The sequence below is a fragment of the Corallococcus sp. AS-1-12 genome (assembly GCF_020036995.1).
In the GTDB taxonomy this organism is placed as follows: Bacteria; Myxococcota; Myxococcia; order Myxococcales; family Myxococcaceae; genus Corallococcus.
Genome location: NZ_JAIQDD010000044.1, coordinates 34,921 through 52,087, shown reverse-complemented (window position 1 = coordinate 52,087; position 17,167 = coordinate 34,921). Strand labels below are relative to the sequence as shown.

Genomic DNA, 17,167 nt, shown 5'->3' with positions numbered 1-17,167 from the left:
ACTCACGCCCAGGGACGCCGCAGGCTGGTTCTCTCACTGCGGCTACCCAGTTGCTCAGCCCCACTGAGCTACGCTGTGAGAGATTTGATGGAAGGCTTCATCTGGGGCTTCGCGCTGCACCACTACTTCCTGGACCAGTACATCTGGCGCGTGCGCAAGGACGCGGGTCTGAACCAGGACCTCAAGCTGAACACCGGCGCAGCGGCCTGACGGTCGGGCCCGAGGGTGTGTCGGACCTGTGCCTATTATCCGTACACCATGGCCAGCAAACATCGACGGCGGACACCACCTCGTCCCGCGACCGCGCGTCGCGCCGCCGCCTCACCGCCCACGTGGCCCCTGCCCATGCAGCGCATCCCGCTCAGCGAAGCGCGCAGCCATCTCAGCGCGCTCGTGCAGCAGGCCGCCACCCAGCGGCATCTCACCGCCATCACGGTGCACGATGAATTGAAGGCGTTCCTCATCGCCCCCTCGCGATTGGAGGCCCTGCTGGAAGCAGAGTGAAAGGTGCGCCCTGCCCGGAAACGGAAGTCGAAGCTTCGAGGCTCCCTGCGCATCGTGGGTGACCTGGAGGGCCTCGAAGAGAATCCCAGCCAACGACTTCAGTGCTCGGCCCTGGGCCATCCATTGGACTGACATTGAGTGAGCGCGCCCGCTCGCCCACATGCGTTGATCCGCGATAGCAAAGTACTGATCACAAGGGCTCAACTTTCACTATTAAGCACACGCTTAACTATTGCCGCGCCGCACAGCCCACACCTACCACCACCATAGCGCACAGTGGACTTTCTAGCATTCACGTGGCGCAGCGTGGCAAGTGACTCTTCCTGCTCAGTCAAACCCAACCAGGCCGATCACTAGCGCCAGCAACTGCACTCGCACGCGCATGAGTTCGCGATCTGGCACACCGACCTCTTTCAACAAGCAGATAATGACTCCAACCGCAACATTTCTTTCCAGCCCCTAGGCGCTATCATGGCTTACAGTAAGACCCGCAACCTCGGCAAAGGCAGCCCCAAATGCAAGATCAAGACAGCACTCCGCACCTCCTAGATCTAACAAAATCCATTCTCGACCCCATCCACGGACTCATCAGATTTACAGAGAATGAAACAAAGGTAATCAACGATCCGGTCTACCAGCGGCTTCGCAAAATAAAACAAAACGGCCTCCTGCATTTCGTCTTCCCCTCAGCAACCCATACGCGTTTCGAACATAGCCTTGGGGTACTCTTCGTAGCGGACTCAATGCTCCGCAGCCTGCTATTCAATTCCATTTCTTCAACATCAAAACAAAGAATCACCGATGCCGCCAATGCCACTCCTGGCCAAGCCATCGACTTGAACACTGTTCCTAGAGCCACACTCAAAGAACTCTTCCGCGTAACAAGACTTGCTGCCCTTGTCCATGACTTGGGTCATGGCCCCTTTTCACATACTTTCGATCGGTTTGCGCCAAGCCTCGACGCTGTCCTGAAAATGCTTCATGGCGGACAACTTCCCGCTCTCTCAGATTTTGAAGACACTTTTCGGGCTTATGCCGCGAAAAACAACCACATTCGCGCACCGCACGAGATAATGTCGTGCGTATTTTTTGCACACATATGGCAAAAAATCGACGCGCACGATCTTGAAACCCCGAAAGCCATCACCGCGGCAATACTAGGCGAAACTGCATTTGGCTTTGTCGGCAGCGGTCTTGCGCCATGGGTTCCGCTCATCCATGATCTTGTTGCATCAGCACCTGCCGACGCGGATCGAATGGACTATCTTGAACGAGATAGCCGCTCCTGCGGTGTCTCCTATGGCCTGTTCGACAGGAATCGGCTCCTCAAGACGATGCTCTGCTACAAAGCAAGCAATGGGCAATACAGGCTTGGCCTAAAATCCAGTGGCTTTCGCGCCGTGGAGAACTTCATCCAAGCAAGATACGAACTATTCGTGCAGGTCTACTACCACAAGACCAACAGAGCAATAGAGTCAATGCTACAGCATATTTCAGCATTGGCAGGCTCCACTACGCACAACATTATCTCCGAAAACAGCCTTAACGATCTCATCAGGGACTACGTAAATCTAGGCGACGACATTTTTCTTGACATCCTCAGAGGCCAAGGGGGCCATAAAAAAGTTGACAGCCCGGCTATCAACGAGATCGCGCAGCAGATCCATGACCGTCAGCTTTGGAAGCGCGTGGCAGACTCCCAGGACAACAGAAATCTTGACGCATCAACTCAAGAATCTATCCTGCAGAAACTCAAGGCCACGTTCCCCGACGTAACGTTCCATTTAGACAAAATCAAGGCAGCAGCCGCAAAAGACCTCAACAGCGGAGCAGTAATTCTAAATCAAGACTCCACCGGCATTTACTCTGCAGATCAAGCTGCTAAATGGGAGTCGTATTCCCGAATCATAGCAACACTAAGCAAGACCATAACGCCAGAAGAAGAAAAAGAAGGAAAAGAAGAGGAACACATCCGCCGCATATACGTTCAAACAGCGGATTCCAGCAAAGCCAAGAGTATTCGAGCAGCCCTCAGAAAAGACCTATCCACTCCTGGCGAGGCAGAAAATGCAGAGCAAGCTTGAGATCGAAACGAAACTGGAAATAAGTCGAATCGACTTCAATCGTTTGCTGAGCGGCAACCAAGTAAAGAAAACCACCGAACAGCTCAACATCTACTACGACTTCAATTGGCTCCTAGCAGCCGCAAGCGCAACCTTTCGAATCAGGCTCGCACTGGGCAAGCCGGCGGTGGCCACACTTAAAATTCCTTTGAGCACTCGCAATGGCCAGCGAACAAGCAGGGAACTCGAAACTCCTGCACGTCAAGCCATAACACCGCTCGGCCACGTTGCCAGCCCTCCAAGAAATCTAGATGTCAGGAGTCACCTAGCTCCGAGCTTCAGGGATGAACTCCTTGGGTTAAACATCCCATTCCTTAACCGGGTTGGATACATGCGCAACACACGGCATGTTATCGAACTCACCAATGTCGGATGCATCGAGGTAGACTGGGTTCGGCTGCCCGACGGCAATGATTTCTACGAAGTGGAGATTGAGAATGACGATCTCGCCCTCCAAAGACGCTTGGCGCATCTCGTAGTCAATCAGGCGCCCAGTGCCCGCCCATCCACAGTCAGTAAGTTTGAGCGTTTTCAACGCGCCTTAAGCAATACCCAAAAGCCCATTAGTTGGTGTATGCCCAATCGTTCATTGGCATAGCTTCGAATGGCTTTTGCCTCACCAGCAGCCGCAGACCCGTGCTCGATTAGGCAATTGGTCTGCGGTTGCAGCAAGAGGGTGCTCCATCCCCAACTGGGCGCAGGACACCGGAGGCATCAAGCTCGCGTGGTAACGCAGCCCCGATGCCCGTAGTGAATCACAGCGTCACGAGCCGTGGAAACGCATCCTGGTTCCAGGTGTTGCCCTCGCAGCACTGAATGATCCCCTCATCTAGCAAGTTGATCAGCAGTCGGTCGCTCGGCAGCTGCGTGCGGGAGCACTGGCGTTTGGGCAGAGAGTCGAGCCACCATGACGCGCAAGGTGGCCATCGACGAAGAGCAGGTGCGGGCGTTCTTGACGGAGGTGTTCGAGGACGACCTGCACGTCAAACGCATCCTGTCCCTCTCGCACGCGACGCTGGGCGCGGTGCAGGCGACGAGCTTGTCTATCGCGGCGATTGGCAAGGCCATGGCGTGGGCGAGGGGCGAGGACGTCACCTCCAAGCACGCGGTGAAGCAGGTGGACCGGCTCTTGTCCAATGGGGGCATTGAGGTCTGGAAGCTCTTCGGCGCCTGGGTGCCGTTCGTGCTGGCGGAGCGTACGGAGGCCGTCATCGCACTGGACTGGACGGACTTCGAGAAGGACGACCAAGAGGCCCTGGTGGCAAGCCTCGTCACCCGCCATGGACGCGCGACGCCCCTGCTATGGACGACGCTGGTGAAATCGGCCTCCGCGGGCAACCGGCAGCTCACCGAGGACCTGGTTCTTCAACGGCTGCGGGAGTTGATTCCCTCCCAGGTGCAGGTGACAGTGCTCGCAGACCGGGGCTTCGCGGATGCGAAGTTCTACGCGCTCTTGAAGCAGCTCGACTTCGAGTACGTGGTGCGCTTTCGCTCGGACGTGCTCGTTACCTCCGAGCAAGGGGAGACGAAGCCTGCAGCTGAGGGGGTGCCAGAGGGCGGCCGGGCGAAGGTACTCCGGGGCGCGCGCGTCACCGCGGCAGGGGCCCAAGTCGGAGCGGTGGTGTGTGTGAAACGCAAGGGAATGAAGGATTCCTGGTGCCTGGCCACCAGCTTCAACGAGGCCGTAGCCCAGGAAGTGATGGACGCCTACGCTCGCCGCTTCACCATCGAGGAAACCTTTCGAGATGTGAAGGACCTCAAGTTCGGCATGGGCCTCAAGCAGGTGCGAGTGAAGACACCGGACCGCAGAGACCGACTGCTGCTCGTCTCCGCCCTGGCCCAGGTACTGCTGACGCTGCTGGGCGCCGCGGGCGAAGCGCTCGGCTACGACAAGCACTTGAAGGTGAACACCGTGAAGAAGCGGACTCACTCGCTCTTCACTCAAGGCGCCTACTACTTCATGGCCATGCCGCGCATGAGCGATGCGCGTCTACTCCCGCTGGTGGAGCGGTTTGGCCAGTTGGTACGCGAGCACTCTGTGTTCCGTGAAGCCTTCGGACTCATCTGATTCAAATGAGGGGATGCCTCAGCTCGCAGCACGCTCCCTCCTCCGCAGGGCGATTTCGTCTGCGGCATGGGTGATGAACGCACCCGCATCCGCGTCAAGGTGATAGGGCTCACGCCGCCAACTCGGTCGGCGCACGGAGCGCCCGGGTGAGCGCGTCGGTCAGCTCGCGATTGAAGCTCGTGGTCATCCAGGCGTTCGGGATGGCGTCGAAGCCGTGGATGGCCCCGGGGTAGACGTGGAGCTCCACCGGGACTCCCGGGCGGCGGGCGTAATTGAGAGGCAGCGTGGTTTTCAGGGCGAAGGGACCGCCCGGATGACGACCTTGCCGATGACGCCCCCTCGCTCGGACCGCTCGAACGCGGCTCGGGCGTCGGACAGCTCGAACACCTCCACGGGAGGCGGGAGGAGCTCCCGGGTCTGGAGCTCCTCCGCGAGCTCCGCGAGGTCCCTGGCGGACGGCTTCGTGACGAGCAGCAGCTGCTTCTGGCGACGGAACGGGCCGAGCAGGACGGAGGCGAGGAGCGACGCGGGGGACGGCTCGAACCCCACGTGCCGGCCGCGAGGAGTCAGGAGGCCCCGCGCCTCCGAGGAGGACAGCTTCGTGCTCAGGTCGAAGACGACGTCGAAGCGCTCACCGAGCATCGAGAGCGGCCGGGCGCGATAGTCGTGGACCTCCTGCGCACCGTACTTCCGCGCCGTTTCCAGACCTGCTGCGGACGTGACGGCGGTGACGTGCGCGCCCCGCGACCGGGCGAGCTGAATCAACATGAGCCCCACCCCGCCCGTCGCGCCGTTGACGAGGACGCGCTCGCTGGGAGCGACGCGCGCGACGTCACGCACCGCCTGGAGCGCCGCGAGCCCCACCATCGAGACCGCCGCGGCTCCGACGTCATCGAGCCCTGACGGAATCCTGGCGACGGCGTTCGCCGCGACCGTGATGAGCCCGGCGAGCGTTCCCTCCCGCATGCTTCCGGGGAAGCCGAACACGCGGTCTCCGACGGAGAAGCCCTCGATGCCCGGCCCCACCTCCTCGACGACACCGGCGAAGTCCGAGCCCGGCGACTTCGGGAAGCGGGAACCGCTGAGCAACTTCAGCGCGCCACGCCGGATCTTCCCGTCGATGGGATTCACCGAGACGGCTCGGACGCGGATGAGCAGGTGGTGAGCGCGGACGCGGGGCGCCGGCTGCTCGGTGTGCATCAGGACTTCGGGACCGCCGAAGCGGCTGTAGGTGAGTGCGTTCATGGGCCTCAAGGTACGGGGCGGCATGAATTCGCGGAACTTGATGGTTGGAAGGCCTATTGTTCACGCCGTGAAACTCTCGGCCTTCGACCTGAACCACGTGCGCGCGCTCCACCACCTGCTCGAAGAGGCGCACGTCACGCGCGCCGCGAAGAAGCTGGGAATCACGCCCGCTGCGGCGAGCAACGCCCTGCACCGGCTGCGCGTCGACTTCGACGACCCGCTCCTGGTCCGCAACGGAAGGTCGCTCGTGCGAACGCAGCGGGCCGAGGCGCTTCGCGCTCCGGCCAAGGAGGTGATGCTCGCGGCCGGGCGGCTGTTCGACCAGGGGCGCCCCTTCGACCCGGCGACCGCGACCTGGGACCTCTACGTGACGACGTCGGACCGTGTCGCGGAGCTGCTCCTGCCGACGCTCGACCGGCTCCTCGGGGCGCGGGCTCCCGGGGCCCTGCTCACGCTCCGGACCCAGACGCCGGACCTGGGGACGTTCCTGCGGGAGCACGGCGGGATCGCCATCGTCCCGGAGGTCGCGAAGGAGCGGGACCTGCGCTCACAGCGCCTGTTCGTCGACGACTTCGTCTGCGTCATGCACGGGGCGCATCCGCTCGCCACCGGGCGCATGTCCCTGAAGAGGTTCACCGAGTGGGAGCACGTCCTGGTGGCCCCCCTCGCGCAGTCGCGCCGCGGCGGCATCGACGCGCTCCTGGAGAAGGAGGGGTTCCCGCGTCGAGTGACGCGCGTGGTGACCACGTTCTCCCTGGCACTGCCGCTCGTCCTGGGCTCGGACCGGCTCGCGGTCCTTCCGCGCAGCTTCGCAGCCGCGCACGCGAAGGCGCTCGGGCTCGCGCTTCGGCCACTGCCTGTCCCGCTGCCCCCCATCGAGATGCTCCTGGCCTGGCACCTGGGGAACGAGGGCGACCCGAAGCACGCCTGGGTCCGCGGGCTCGTACAAGAGGCGGTACGAGCCGCGGGCCTGACGACCGGGTAGCCCCAGGTTCAGGGCGTCACGAGCCGCAGGAACGCATCCTGGTTCCAGGTGTCGCCCGCGCCGTCGCGCTGCCAGCCGGACACCACCAGCCCGGACTCCGGCGCCGCCACCAGCGTGGTCGTCGCCAGCGAGCACGTGCCGCTCTCGCACGACTCCGGCGCCAGCGACTGCGTGCCCAGCAGCGCGCCGTCCGCCGCGTAGCGCGTGAGCGTGTCGCCGCACGCCGTGGCCACCGGGCCCGCAGGCTCCACCGCCGCCACCGTGCCCACGGACGTCGCGCCGCACGTGGGCTGCTTCACCCAGCGCTCCTGACCGTCCGCCGTCGCCGTCAGCACGAACGGACCGCCCTCATCCAGCGCCACGCCGTTCCACACCAGCAGGCCCACCGCCTCGCCGGCCACGGCCACCGTGCCGTCCGTGCCCACCGACACGGAGCCCACGCGCCCGTTCACGCCCGGCACCTCGCGGCCCCACGCCAGCGCTCCGTCCGCGCCGAACGCCAGCACCACGAAGCCGCCCGTGCCCTGCGCGTCGAACGTGCGCCCGTCCACCGTCACCGGGCCCACCAGCCGCCCGGCCACCACCGGCGCACCCGCCGCCGACAGCGCCACCGCGGACAGGAGCGTGCCCTCCTTCGCGCCGTTGAACGTCTTCGTCCAGGCCACCGTGCCGTCCGCCGCGTAGCGCACCAGTTGGGGCGTGTGGGCCTCCGGCGTCCACTCCTCGCCCAGGGCCACGACGCCGCCCGCCGCGTCCGCCGCCACCGCGTAGACCTTCTGGCCCACGCGGCGCTGCCACTCGGGCTCACCGGCCTGCGTGAACTTCACCAGGAAGCCGTCCTGCGCCTCGCCCAGCCCGAAGTCCGCCGAGTACAGGAACGCGTTGCCGGACAGGAATACCGCGCCGTCGCTTCCCGTGGAGCCCGCCACGCGCAGGTCCGACAGGCGGTTGCGCTCGAACTCCTTCGCCCACTGCTTCGTCCCGTCCGCCGAGTAGCGCGACAGCGTCAGCACCAGCCGCTCGCCGTCCACCTGCTCCCGGTCCTCATCCGAGCGCGGCGTGCCGGACGTCACCCACAGCACATCTCCGCCCTTCCCCACCGCCAGCCCCGCGCCCGTGTCGTCCTGCGGACCGCCCTGCGTGAGGGACCAGGGGCTGGCCGCCGGGGCCGCGGGCCTGGGCGCCTCCGCCGCGGGGGCCTGCGTGGGAGCCTGGGTCCCAGGCGAGGGAGCAGCCGTCCGAGGGGCCGGCGCGGGGACCGGGGTGTCCTGGGCTTCCGCACTGGCGGTCACATCGCCAGCTTCCTCCGCCGAAGCACCACCACACGCGGTGCTTCCCAGCCCGAGGAGTCCCGCGCCCAGAAGTGCCCACCCGCCCCAGATGACTCGCCGTGCTGAACGCATGCCGTGCTCCCATGCCTGCCCTGCCCCATCGCAGGTGCCTTGGGAACGTAAGCAGTGTGTCCACGGTCCGGCATTCCCCCCTGTCCAGGGGGCACTGAAACAGGCCGGGGGGCAGGCACGGGGCCAGGCGCGGGGCCGGGCGGACCCGTGGCCCATTCTGGCGGAATACCGGGCCCCTGGAACGGTTGGCACCCCACGCTCGGGGCCCCAGGGCGACGGAAACCGTTGGTCCGCCCCCGCCGCGCCGATTAAGAGAACCCTTCCATGGAAAGCGCCGCCCCCGCCCCTCTTCCCCCGTCCGACGCCACCCCCGAGGACCTGCGCGCCGTCGAGGAGCTTGCCCAGGCCCGCAACGCCATCGTCGAGCAGATTGAAAAGCGCGTCGTCGGCCAGCGGGACGTGGTGGAGCACCTGCTCATCTCGCTCTTCAGCCGCGGCCACTGCCTCTTCGTGGGCGTGCCGGGCCTGGCGAAGACGCTGCTCATCTCCACGCTGGCGGACGTGCTCAACCTGTCCTTCAACCGCATCCAGTTCACGCCGGACCTGATGCCGTCGGACATCACCGGCACGGACATCCTGGAGGAGGACAAGACCACCGGCCGCCGCTCCTTCCGCTTCATGCAGGGCCCGCTGTTCGCGAACATCATCCTCGCGGACGAGGTGAACCGCACGCCGCCCAAGACGCAGGCCGCGCTCCTCCAGGCCATGCAGGAGTACCGCGTCACCGCCGGTGGCCGCACGTACCCGCTGGAGCTGCCCTTCCTCGTCTTCGCGACGCAGAACCCCATCGAGCAGGAGGGCACCTATCCCCTCCCGGAAGCGCAGTTGGACCGCTTCATGTTCCTGGTGGACGTGGGCTACCCCACCGCGGAAGAGGAGGTGCAGATCGTCAAGAGCACCACCGCCGGCGCGCCGCCGAAGCTGGAGAAAATCCTCTCCCCCGAGCGCATCCTCGCCCTGCAGGAGCTGGTGCGCCGCGTGCCGGTGCCGGACCACGTGGTGCGCTACGCGGTGGAGCTGGTGCGCCACACGCGCCCCAAGGAAGCGGGCGCGCCGGACTTCGTGGCGAAGAACGTGGGCTGGGGCGCGGGCCCCCGCGCGAGCCAGTACCTGGTGCTCGCGGCCAAGGCGCGCGCCATCCTCAACGGCCGCTTCGTGGCCACGGTGGAGGACGTGCGGGCGCTGGCGCGGCCCGTGCTGCGCCACCGCGTGCTGCCAAACTTCACCGCGGAGAGCGACGGCATCACGTCCGTGAAGCTCATCGACCAGCTCCTCACGGTGGTGAAGGGCTAGGCGCTTCCATCCCATGTCGCTGCTCGACGCCCAGACGCTGTCCCGCCTCCAGGGCGTGAAGCTGCGCGCCCGCGCCGTGATGGAGGGCGTGCTGTCCGGCCTCCACAAGAGCCCCCATCAGGGCCAGAGCGTGGAGTTCGCCGAGCACAAGGAGTACGCCCCCGGCGACGAGCTGCGCCACCTGGACTGGAAGGCCTACGGCAAGTTCGACAAGTACTACGTCAAGCGCTTCGAGCACGAGACGAACCTGCGCTCGGTGATGGTCGTGGATGCGTCCGCGTCCATGGGCTACCAGAGCGGCGCCATGTCCAAGCTGGAGGTGGCCAAGACGCTCGCGGGCGCGCTCAGCTACCTGCTCGTGCGCCAGCAGGACGCGGCGGGCCTGGCCGTCATGGTGGGCGGCGCGTTCAAGGACGTGCCACCCCGCGCCTCCGCCGGACACCTCAACGTGCTCCTGGACGCGCTGGAGCACACGCAGCCCAAGGGCCCCACGGACCTGGGCAGCGCGGCGGATCACCTGGCGGAGGTGCTGCCCCGGCGCTCCACGGTCATCGTGCTGTCGGACCTGCTGGATGAACGGCAGGAGTCGCTCAAGCGCATCCTGGCCCTCCGGCAGCGCAAGAACGACGTGGCGGTGTTCCACCTGGTGGACCCGGCGGAGCTGACGTTCCCCTTCGACGACCCCACCCTCTTCCTGGACATGGAGGGCGAGGGCCGCATCGAGGTGAACCCGCGCGAAATCAAGCAGAGCTACCTGGAGGAGTTCGGCGCGTTCCTCGCGGACGTGAAGGCGAAGTGCGCCGAGGCCGACGTGGACTACGAGCTGGTGCGCACGGACGAGCGGCTGGATGAGGTGCTGCTGCGCTTCCTGGGACGCCGAGGGAGGCGCCGGTGACGTTCGGCAACCCGTGGTTCCTCCTGGGCGCGCTGGGTGCGCTCATCCCCGTGCTGGTGCACCTGTTCGACCGGCGCCGCCCGAGGGCGCATCCGTTCGGGCCGCTCGCGTTCGTGCTGAGCAGCCAGAAGCGCACGGCGAGCCGGCTCAAGCTGAAGCGGCTGCTCTTGTACACGCTGCGCACGCTCATCCTGCTGGCGATTCCCATCGCGCTGGCGCGGCCGGAGTTCACCCGCGACGCGCAGGCGGCCACGGTGACGCGCGGGCCGGCGGCCACGGCGGTCATCCTGGACGCGTCGCTGTCCATGCGCTGGTCGGACGGCACGTCGAACTTCGAGAAGGGCCGCGACGAGGCGCGCGACGCGCTCAAGGACCTGCTGCCGGAGGAGCCCGCCACGGTGATGGTGTGCACGGGCGCGCCGGAAGCGCCCCCGCCGCCGGGCTTCGACCGGGCGCGGCTGCGCGCGCTGGTGGACGAGGCGAAGCCCACCTACGGCACGGCGGACCTGTCGCGCTGCCTGGACATGGCCGCGCGGTCGCTGGAGGAGAACCCGATGCCGGGCAAGCGCCTGGTGGTGGTCTCCGACATGACGGGCTCCGGCTTCCGGCTGGAAGCACCGCCGCCCACGGTGAAGGGGCCCACGGGCGCGATGGTGAAGCCGGAGGTCGTGCTGCGCGACGTGGCGTCCGGGCGCGAGTCGCTGGACAACCACGCGCTGGTGGACCTGCGGGTGGAGCCCGCGCTGCAGGCGGGGCCGCGCGCGTACCAGTTCACCTTCACGGTGCGGAACTTCGGCGCGAAGCCCGCGAAGGACCTGGAGGCCGCGGTGCGCGTGGGTGAGTCCACGCTGGCCAAGGGCTTCGTGGACGTGCCCGCGGGCGGCACGACGCAGAAGACGCTGACGGTGCGCTTCCCGCAGGGCGGCACGGTGGTGGGCCAGGTGACGCTCGCGCCGGACGCGCTGGCGGAGGACGACCGGCGGGCCTTCGTGTTGCCGGTGCCGCGCGGGCTGAAGGCGCTGGTGGTGAACGGCTCGCCGCACGCGACGCGCTACCGGGACGAGGCCTTCTTCGTGGACGCGGCGCTCACGTCTCCGGGCTCGCCGGTGGACGTGGTGGTGCGCGACGCGGAGGTGGGGCTGCGCGAGGACTTCAGCGCGTATGACCTGGTGCTGCTGCTCAACACGGCGGCGCCGTCGGAGGAGGAGGCGCGGAAGCTGTCGGCCTTCGTGGAGAACGGCGGCGGCCTCTTCGTGAGCGTGGGCGACCACGTGAACCCGGAGGCGTACAACTCACGGCTGGGCACGCTGCTGCCGCGCCCCCTGCGCCTGGTGCGCACGAGCGCCGAGCGCGAGGACCCGGACGCGGAGACGAAGACGGCGAAGCTGGCGCAGGTGAAGGTGGACCATCCGCTGTTCGCGCCCTTCACGGGCCGCGCGGAGGAGGGGCTCATCGGGGCGCGCTTCTACAAGTACATGCTGCTGGAGGCGGACAGCCCGTCCGCGCCGGGCACCAGCCAGGTGCTGGCCACGTACGAGGACGGAGCCCCCGCGGTGGCGGTGGCGCGCCGGGGCAAGGGGCGCGTGGCGCTGTTCACCAGCACGGTGGACCGCGACTGGAGCGACTTCGCCATCCGCACGAGCTTCCTGCCGCTGATGCAGCGCTTCGCCGCGTACCTCACGGGCTCGCTGGAGGAGCGCGAGGAGGTGCGCGTGCGCGTGGGCGAGTCCGTGACGCTGCGACCGGAAGGCACGCAGAAGGTGGCGGGGGTGCGCGCGCCGGATGGCAGCGAACTGCCGGTGAAGGCACAGCCGGACGGGTCGTTCGTAGCGGGGCCCACGGTGGAGCCGGGGGTGCACGCAGTGCTGGGAGCGGACGGGAAGCCCGTGGCCGCGCTGGACTTCGCCGCCACGCTGGACCCGGCGGAGAGCGACCTGACGCGCGTACCGCAGGACACGCTGACGGCCTACTTCGGAGAGGACACGGTGAAGGCCTCCACGGGGGACGCGGACAAGCCCGCCGTACCACTATGGACATGGCTCATCCTGGCCGCGTGCCTGGCGTTCTTCTTCGAAGGCACGCTGCTGCGGAAGTAGCCCCGCCCTCCCCGGCGGCGCTTCTCCAAAACCTGTCCGACTGTCGGACAGGTTTCCCGCCGCCTGGCTGCGGCGGGAGCCCTCCCGGCCACGGGCTTCGAACCTGTCCGACTGTCGGACAGGTTTTCGGGACGCCGCTGGCGGGGCCCAGCCTGGAAGCCTGCGGGTCGGCCCGCTCCGTGCCCTGACAGGCAGCCGACGCTCGGGATGCGCGCGCAGTGCCCCACGGGCGGCGGGCTCTGCCACACTGCGCCGCCGTGAGCCCTGCTTCCGCCCTCTATCGCGACTGCGCCCGCCTCTTCATGGTGGGCTTCCCTGGCACCCGCATCGACGCCGACCTCGCGGCGCTGATGGATGACGGCATCTACGGCGCCATCCTCTTCAAGCGCAACGTGGGCACCGCGGCGGAGACCGCGGCGCTGTGCCGTGACATCAAGACGCGCGCGGGCCGGCCCTTCATCCTCTCCGTGGACCAGGAGGGCGGCCGGGTGGCGCGCCTTCGCGGCGAGCCCTTCACCGCCCTGCCCCCCATGCGCGAGCTGGGACAGCGCGGCGACGAAGCCCTGGCCGAGCGCGTGGGCCGACTGCTCGCGCATGAGCTGCGCGCCGTGGGCTTCGACTGGGACTTCGCGCCCGTGCTCGACGTGGACACCAACCCGGCCAACCCCGTGATTGGCGACCGCAGCTTCAGCCGCGACCCGGTGGAGGTGGGCCGGCTGGGCGTGGCGCTCGCCAAGGGGCTGGAGGCCGGCGGCGTGGCGTCCTGCGGAAAGCACTTCCCTGGCCACGGCGACACGACGACGGACAGCCACCTCACCCTGCCGAAGCTGCCGCACGACCTGGAGCGCCTGCGCCGCGTGGAGCTGGTGCCGTTCCAGGCCTTTGCGAAGGCGGGGCTCGCGTCGCTGATGACCGCGCACGTGCTGTTCGACGCGCTGGAGCAGGGCGTCCCCGCCACCATGAGCCACCGCGCGCTGCACGACCTGCTGCGCAAGGAGCTGGGCTTCGACGGCGTGCTCGTCAGCGACGACCTGGAGATGAAGGCCATCGCGGACCACTACTCCGTGGCGGAGGCCGCGGTGCAGGGCACGCTCGCGGGCGTGGACCTGTTCCTCGTGTGCCACAAGGCGGACGTGCAGCGCACCGCCATCGAAGCGCTGGTGAAGGCCGTGGAGTCCGGCCGCGTCCCGCGCGAGCGCATCACCGAAGCCCACCGCCGCCTGGACGCGCTCGCCGCCCGCTTCGCGCACCCCGCCGAGGACCGGCTCGCCACGCTGGGCGACGCGGAGCACCGCGCGCTGGCCGAGGGCCTCGCCAGCGCCTTCACCGGCAAGGACCCCACGGAGGTCATGCTCGCGTCGCGCTAGTGGGTGGCGTGCCTGGAGCCCAGCTCGGAGCCCTGGCCCATGGGGCCCTGGAAGCGGTCCGCGCCGCCCCGGTCTCCGGGCACCGGCTCCTGGAGCGTGGTGAAGCCGGGCGCGCCAATCTGGTTCTGCAGGCCCTGGGCCTCCGCGGGCTGCGGCTTCAGCGGCGAGCCCTTCGCGTCCGTGGGCACGGTGGCACCGGAGCCACCCGTCCCCGGCGGCGCGGGCTGCTGCGTGTTGGCGACGCCCTGATAGCGGCTCCCCGCGCGCGGCATGGTGGGCTTGTCACGGTTGCAGCCGGGGCCGACCAGCGCGGCCGTCGCGGCGCACACCGCCACCAGCGTCCAGTGATGAAGTCTCCTTGAGTGCATGGCCTGCTCCCTCCAGAAGCCGTCATGGCCTCGACAGAAGGAGTGGCCACCCCGGTGCCCCACCGGGAGTGGCGGGGCCGGAGGACGGACGCCCGCTGGCACGCTGGCCGGCGGGCGCCCTGGGACTTCCGTCCAACTACCGGTTCTGCAGGTAGACGGGCGGACTCACGTAGGTGTAGGGCGCCTCGAAGCCGCGCGTGCCCTCGTTCGCGGTGGACACGTTCCAGCCACCCAGGCCGTCGGCCGCGGGCGAGTAGGTCGCGCCGCCGAGCACGCCGTAGCGGTGCGCCATCATGCCGCCCGCGTCGTCCCACTTGGAGTTGTTGGACTTGCCCGCCTTCGCCGGCGTGCGCGGGTCGATGCTGGAGCCGATCTTCTCGATGGTGGAGTTGTAGCCCCGGTCCACCGTCAGCACGTGGGGAGGCAGCTTCGCGGCCGCGTCACCGTGGTGCGCGTCCGCGGGGTTCTCGCGCCCCTGCTGCTCGGCCACGTTGTAGACGGCCTCCGGCTGCGTCCCACGCTGCGCGAAGGCATTGCCCCGCGGCTCATCCGGCTGCTTGCCGCCCGTCTCCGGCAGCCCGCCACAGGCCGTGCCCAGGAGCACGCCCGCCGCCAGCGCCGCCGCTCCCATCCACCGCTGAATGCCTCGCTCGCGCATGTTCATCGTCTCCGCCATCCCCGAGGAATGGTCACGCCGTCCTCGCCCACCACCGGGCATCCACCCGGGGGCAGGCCCTGCCGGCCGCCCGCTGTCCGGCCGGAGGCCGACAGGGCTTCATGGTGAACGGCCGGCCCCGCCCGGGGAGAGAGGAGCCAGCCACGGGCGCAGGCATACACGGTCCCGGCCTCCCTGTCCCGCCAGGAGTGCACCGGCGTCCACCACCCACGCCCCACCTCAGGCGCGAGCGCCCTTCTTGGCCGCGCCCTTCGCCGCCGGGGCCTTCTTCGCCGCCGGTTTCTTGACAGCCGCGGGCTTCGCCACCGGGGCCTTCGCCTGAGCCTTCGCCTGAGCCTTCTTGGGGGCCGGAGCCGCGTCGGAGGCCGCCCCGCCCTGGAGCGCGGCCAGGACCTCCGCGACGTGCCCGGCCACCTTCACCTTGGGCCACACGCGGACGACCTTCGCGTCCGGGCCGATGAGGAAGGTCGCGCGGATGAGGCCCATGAACTTGCGGCCATAGAGGGACTTCTCCCCCCACACGCCGTACGCGTCCGCCAGCGCGTGGTCCGGGTCCGCCAGGAGCGAGAACGGCAGCCCCTGTTTCGTGGCGAACTTCTGGTGGGACGCGACGCTGTCCGGCGACACGCCCAGCACCACCGCGCCGGCCTTCACCAGCGCGGAGTGCTCGTCTCGGAAGTCGCACGCCTCCGTGGTGCAGCCGGGGGTCGCGTCCTTCGGGTAGAAGTAGAGGACGACGTGCCGCCCCTTGAACTGCGAGAGGGAGACGGTGGCGTCGCTCTGGTCGGGGAGCGAGAAGCCGGGGGCCTTGTCACCTGCTTGGGGCATGGGCATGCGTCGGCTCCATACCCAGACCCCGGGGGCTTCTCAACTCCACGCACGCGACGGGGACGTCAGCGCGCGCCCTCGTCCGCCGGATGGACCTCTTCACCCGGCGGGTGGTCGTGGGCCTCCAGCTTGACCAGGTCCGCCTGGCAGTTCTCCAGCACCTTGCGCAGCATGTTGCGCGTCGCGTCCGTGTGGGCCTCGCCCATCTTCTTCGCGAGCGACTCGCACGCGGCGCGCTTGGCCTCCACGTCGCTGGCGCCCTGGCCGGTCGCGCCGGGGCGGGCCAGGGGACGCGGCGGGACCTTCTCCTGGGCGGCCTTCAGCGCGGCCAGGCGCTTGTCTGCCTCCGGGCGGGCCTTGGAGTCCTTGGGGACGGCCTCGAACTGGGCGGCCACCTCCGCCCACGCCGGGTCCTGGGCGGCGAGGTTCTGGTTGATCAGCTCCTGGTAGCGCTCCTCGGCCTTCTTCAGTTGCTCCGGACCGGGGTCGGTGGAGCAGCCGGACAGCGCGAGCAGCCCCGCGAGCAGCAGCGCGGCGGAAGTTCGGGGATGGGCAATGCGCATGGTGTGGGACGTCCTCCTGCTGGCCACAGGGTTAAACCACGGCTAGGGTGCGCCGTCGTGGCTCCCATCCTGCTCGCCTTCCTGCTCGGCCTGTCCCAAGGCATGCTCCACGCCCTGGGGCCGGACCACTGCGCCGCCATGGCCACGCTCGGCACCCTGGGCGGTGGCCGGCGCCGCGTCGCCCTCATGACGGCGCTGCGCTTCGCCCTGGGCCACGCGGCCATGCTGGGCGGCATCGCGGCGGTGTGCCTGGTCGCGGGCGTGGGCCTGTCGGAGACCTTCGAGCGGTGGGCGGAGGTGTTCGGCGGCGCGGTGCTGGTGGCGCTGGCCGTCACCGCCCTGCTCTTCCCGCACAGCCTGGACCACGGCCACCCGCACCTGCCCGGCCACGACCGCGAGCCGCACGAGCACGTGCACACCGTGAGCACCGCCGCGGGCGCCTTCATGGCCGTCAGCGGCGTGCGGTCGCTGCTCATCGCGCTGCCCCCGCTGCTGGTGGGCGGCAGCATGAGCCTGTCCGCGTGGACGTACCTGCCCGGCTTCGCGCTGGGCATCCTCATCGGCATGGGCGCCGTGGGCCTGCTGTTCGCGGAAGGCCTGTCGCGCGCCAACGCGCGCATCAGCCGGTGGATCCAGCGCGGCGTGGCGCTGGGCTCCGGCGCGCTGGGCCTGTTCTGGATCGGCTCGCGGCTCGTCTAGGGAGCCGCGCGGCGCGGGCGGGCGCGGGGAGCACTCCCGGCCCGCGTGAAGGCA

At 68.2% G+C, this 17,167-nt stretch carries 18 protein-coding genes; 11 read left to right on the top strand and 7 right to left on the bottom strand.

Features of this window, described 5'->3' with window-relative positions:
- The first annotated feature begins 87 nt into the window (after positions 1-87).
- The 5 genes from K8556_RS39330 to K8556_RS37045 all read left to right on the top strand — a co-directional run bounded on the left by K8556_RS39330 (position 88) and on the right by K8556_RS37045 (position 4,695).
- The gene (locus tag K8556_RS39330) at positions 88-210 is read left to right on the top strand and encodes a hypothetical protein (RefSeq protein ID WP_255653176.1); all 123 of its coding nucleotides are present in this window, start codon (positions 88-90) and stop codon (positions 208-210) included.
- A 135-nt stretch (positions 211-345) separates the two neighbouring features.
- Positions 346-504 (top strand): type II toxin-antitoxin system Phd/YefM family antitoxin, encoded by a 159-nt coding sequence (locus K8556_RS37060; protein WP_223744857.1) that lies wholly within the window; start codon positions 346-348, stop codon positions 502-504.
- Between the two features lie 515 nt (positions 505-1,019).
- Positions 1,020-2,588, top strand: a complete 1,569-nt coding sequence (locus tag K8556_RS37055) for an HD domain-containing protein (protein ID WP_223744856.1) — start codon at positions 1,020-1,022, stop codon at positions 2,586-2,588.
- Positions 2,572-3,225 carry a CYTH domain-containing protein gene (locus tag K8556_RS37050; RefSeq protein ID WP_223744855.1) on the top strand — a complete coding sequence of 218 codons (654 nt, stop codon included), beginning with the start codon at positions 2,572-2,574 and terminating at the stop codon, positions 3,223-3,225. Before K8556_RS37055 ends, K8556_RS37050 begins: the two co-directional genes overlap by 17 nt.
- 309 nt (positions 3,226-3,534) lie before the next feature.
- The gene (locus K8556_RS37045) at positions 3,535-4,695 is read left to right on the top strand and encodes an IS4 family transposase (protein ID WP_223744854.1); all 1,161 of its coding nucleotides are present in this window, start codon (positions 3,535-3,537) and stop codon (positions 4,693-4,695) included.
- A gap of 109 nt (positions 4,696-4,804) precedes the next feature.
- Here the strand turns inward: K8556_RS37045 and K8556_RS37040 are convergent, their stop codons facing one another.
- Positions 4,805-4,942 carry a hypothetical protein gene (locus tag K8556_RS37040; protein ID WP_223744853.1) on the bottom strand — a complete coding sequence of 46 codons (138 nt, stop codon included), beginning with the start codon at positions 4,940-4,942 and terminating at the stop codon, positions 4,805-4,807.
- A 44-nt stretch (positions 4,943-4,986) separates the two neighbouring features.
- Positions 4,987-5,940: an NAD(P)-dependent alcohol dehydrogenase gene (locus K8556_RS37035; RefSeq protein WP_223744852.1), complete on the bottom strand. Its 954-nt coding sequence runs from the start codon at positions 5,938-5,940 to the stop codon at positions 4,987-4,989.
- Positions 5,941-6,007: 67 nt separating this feature from the next.
- Between K8556_RS37035 and K8556_RS37030 the strand changes: the two genes are divergently transcribed.
- Entirely contained in the window at positions 6,008-6,925 is a 918-nt protein-coding gene (locus tag K8556_RS37030; protein ID WP_223744851.1) for a LysR family transcriptional regulator, read from the top strand.
- Between the two features lie 8 nt (positions 6,926-6,933).
- Here the strand turns inward: K8556_RS37030 and K8556_RS37025 are convergent, their stop codons facing one another.
- Positions 6,934-8,217, bottom strand: coding sequence for a hypothetical protein (locus K8556_RS37025; RefSeq protein WP_223744850.1), 1,284 nt, complete (start codon positions 8,215-8,217; stop codon positions 6,934-6,936).
- A gap of 375 nt (positions 8,218-8,592) precedes the next feature.
- On the opposite strand from K8556_RS37025, the gene K8556_RS37020 reads away from it, so the two are divergent.
- The 4 genes from K8556_RS37020 to nagZ all read left to right on the top strand — a co-directional run bounded on the left by K8556_RS37020 (position 8,593) and on the right by nagZ (position 13,979).
- Positions 8,593-9,621 (top strand): MoxR family ATPase, encoded by a 1,029-nt coding sequence (locus K8556_RS37020; RefSeq protein WP_223744849.1) that lies wholly within the window; start codon positions 8,593-8,595, stop codon positions 9,619-9,621.
- A 13-nt stretch (positions 9,622-9,634) separates the two neighbouring features.
- Positions 9,635-10,516: a DUF58 domain-containing protein gene (locus tag K8556_RS37015; RefSeq protein WP_223744848.1), complete on the top strand. Its 882-nt coding sequence runs from the start codon at positions 9,635-9,637 to the stop codon at positions 10,514-10,516.
- Entirely contained in the window at positions 10,513-12,612 is a 2,100-nt protein-coding gene (locus K8556_RS37010) for a BatA domain-containing protein (protein ID WP_223744847.1), read from the top strand. Before K8556_RS37015 ends, K8556_RS37010 begins: the two co-directional genes overlap by 4 nt.
- A 302-nt stretch (positions 12,613-12,914) precedes the next feature.
- On the top strand, positions 12,915-13,979 hold the full coding sequence (nagZ, locus tag K8556_RS37005; RefSeq protein WP_255653183.1) for a beta-N-acetylhexosaminidase: 1,065 nt from the start codon (positions 12,915-12,917) through the stop codon (positions 13,977-13,979).
- Here nagZ and K8556_RS37000 read toward each other — a convergent pair.
- The 4 genes from K8556_RS37000 to K8556_RS36985 form a co-directional block, all read right to left on the bottom strand.
- A complete protein-coding gene (locus K8556_RS37000; RefSeq protein ID WP_223744845.1) occupies positions 13,976-14,347 on the bottom strand; it encodes a hypothetical protein in 372 nt (123 codons plus the stop codon). The two genes, nagZ and K8556_RS37000, sit on opposite strands and share 4 nt — an antisense overlap.
- Positions 14,348-14,483: 136 nt before the next feature.
- Complete coding sequence (locus K8556_RS36995) at positions 14,484-15,005, bottom strand: hypothetical protein (RefSeq protein ID WP_223744844.1); 522 nt, start codon at positions 15,003-15,005, stop codon at positions 14,484-14,486.
- Between the two features lie 237 nt (positions 15,006-15,242).
- On the bottom strand, positions 15,243-15,857 hold the full coding sequence (gene bcp / locus K8556_RS36990; RefSeq protein ID WP_223744843.1) for a thioredoxin-dependent thiol peroxidase: 615 nt from the start codon (positions 15,855-15,857) through the stop codon (positions 15,243-15,245).
- Positions 15,858-15,916: 59 nt separating this feature from the next.
- Positions 15,917-16,414: a DUF3987 domain-containing protein gene (locus K8556_RS36985; protein ID WP_223744842.1), complete on the bottom strand. Its 498-nt coding sequence runs from the start codon at positions 16,412-16,414 to the stop codon at positions 15,917-15,919.
- A gap of 57 nt (positions 16,415-16,471) precedes the next feature.
- Here K8556_RS36985 and K8556_RS36980 point away from each other — a divergent pair, with 57 nt between their 5' ends.
- Complete coding sequence (locus K8556_RS36980) at positions 16,472-17,113, top strand: hypothetical protein (RefSeq protein WP_223744841.1); 642 nt, start codon at positions 16,472-16,474, stop codon at positions 17,111-17,113.
- Positions 17,114-17,167 lie beyond the last annotated feature (54 nt).